Here is a 522-nt window from a genome sequence, read left to right on the forward strand (position 1 = left end):
CGCCGCCGCGTCTCCGCGTGGGCGACGGCACGCAGGGCAGCTGCCAGCAAGTCGTCCCCCTTCTTCGCGAGGATCGAGCGCTCGGCGCCGCCCGCGCGGGCCGCCGCCCGGCACAGCTGGCCCAACAACAGGGCCGACAGCCGGATGCGGGCCTGGAAGTCGGGGTGCTGCCACAGGCGACCGACGGTCTCCACGGCGTCGTCGTGGACCGCGATAGCGGCATCGACGTCGTCGACGGTGCCGTAGGCCTCGATGGCTGCACCAGCACTCATGATCGCGATGATCCCGTCGTGGCCCCACTGACGGCGCACCGACGGGAGCAGCCGCAGCACGGCCTCGTCGCCCTGCGCAGCGCGCACCACCATCTCGACGGAACAGAGCGCCGCCTCGGCCAGTGGCGGCGGGGACTCACCGGCGGAGTCGACCACCTGCAGGGCGGTGTCCCAGTCGCCGGACTCGTAGGCGGCCAGCCCGGCGAGGAGGCGCGCGTCCAGGGCGAACGGCGCCCAGGGCCGGCCCAGG

1 pseudogene is annotated in these 522 nt (G+C 74.5%); it reads right to left on the reverse strand.

From position 1 onward, the window contains the following. A pseudogene (locus FRW57_RS23845) lies at nucleotides 1-522 on the reverse strand (hypothetical protein); the annotation flags it as partial.

Origin of the sequence: Segeticoccus rhizosphaerae (assembly GCF_009192725.1) — a bacterium.
Lineage (GTDB): Bacteria > Actinomycetota > Actinomycetes > Actinomycetales > Dermatophilaceae > Segeticoccus > Segeticoccus rhizosphaerae.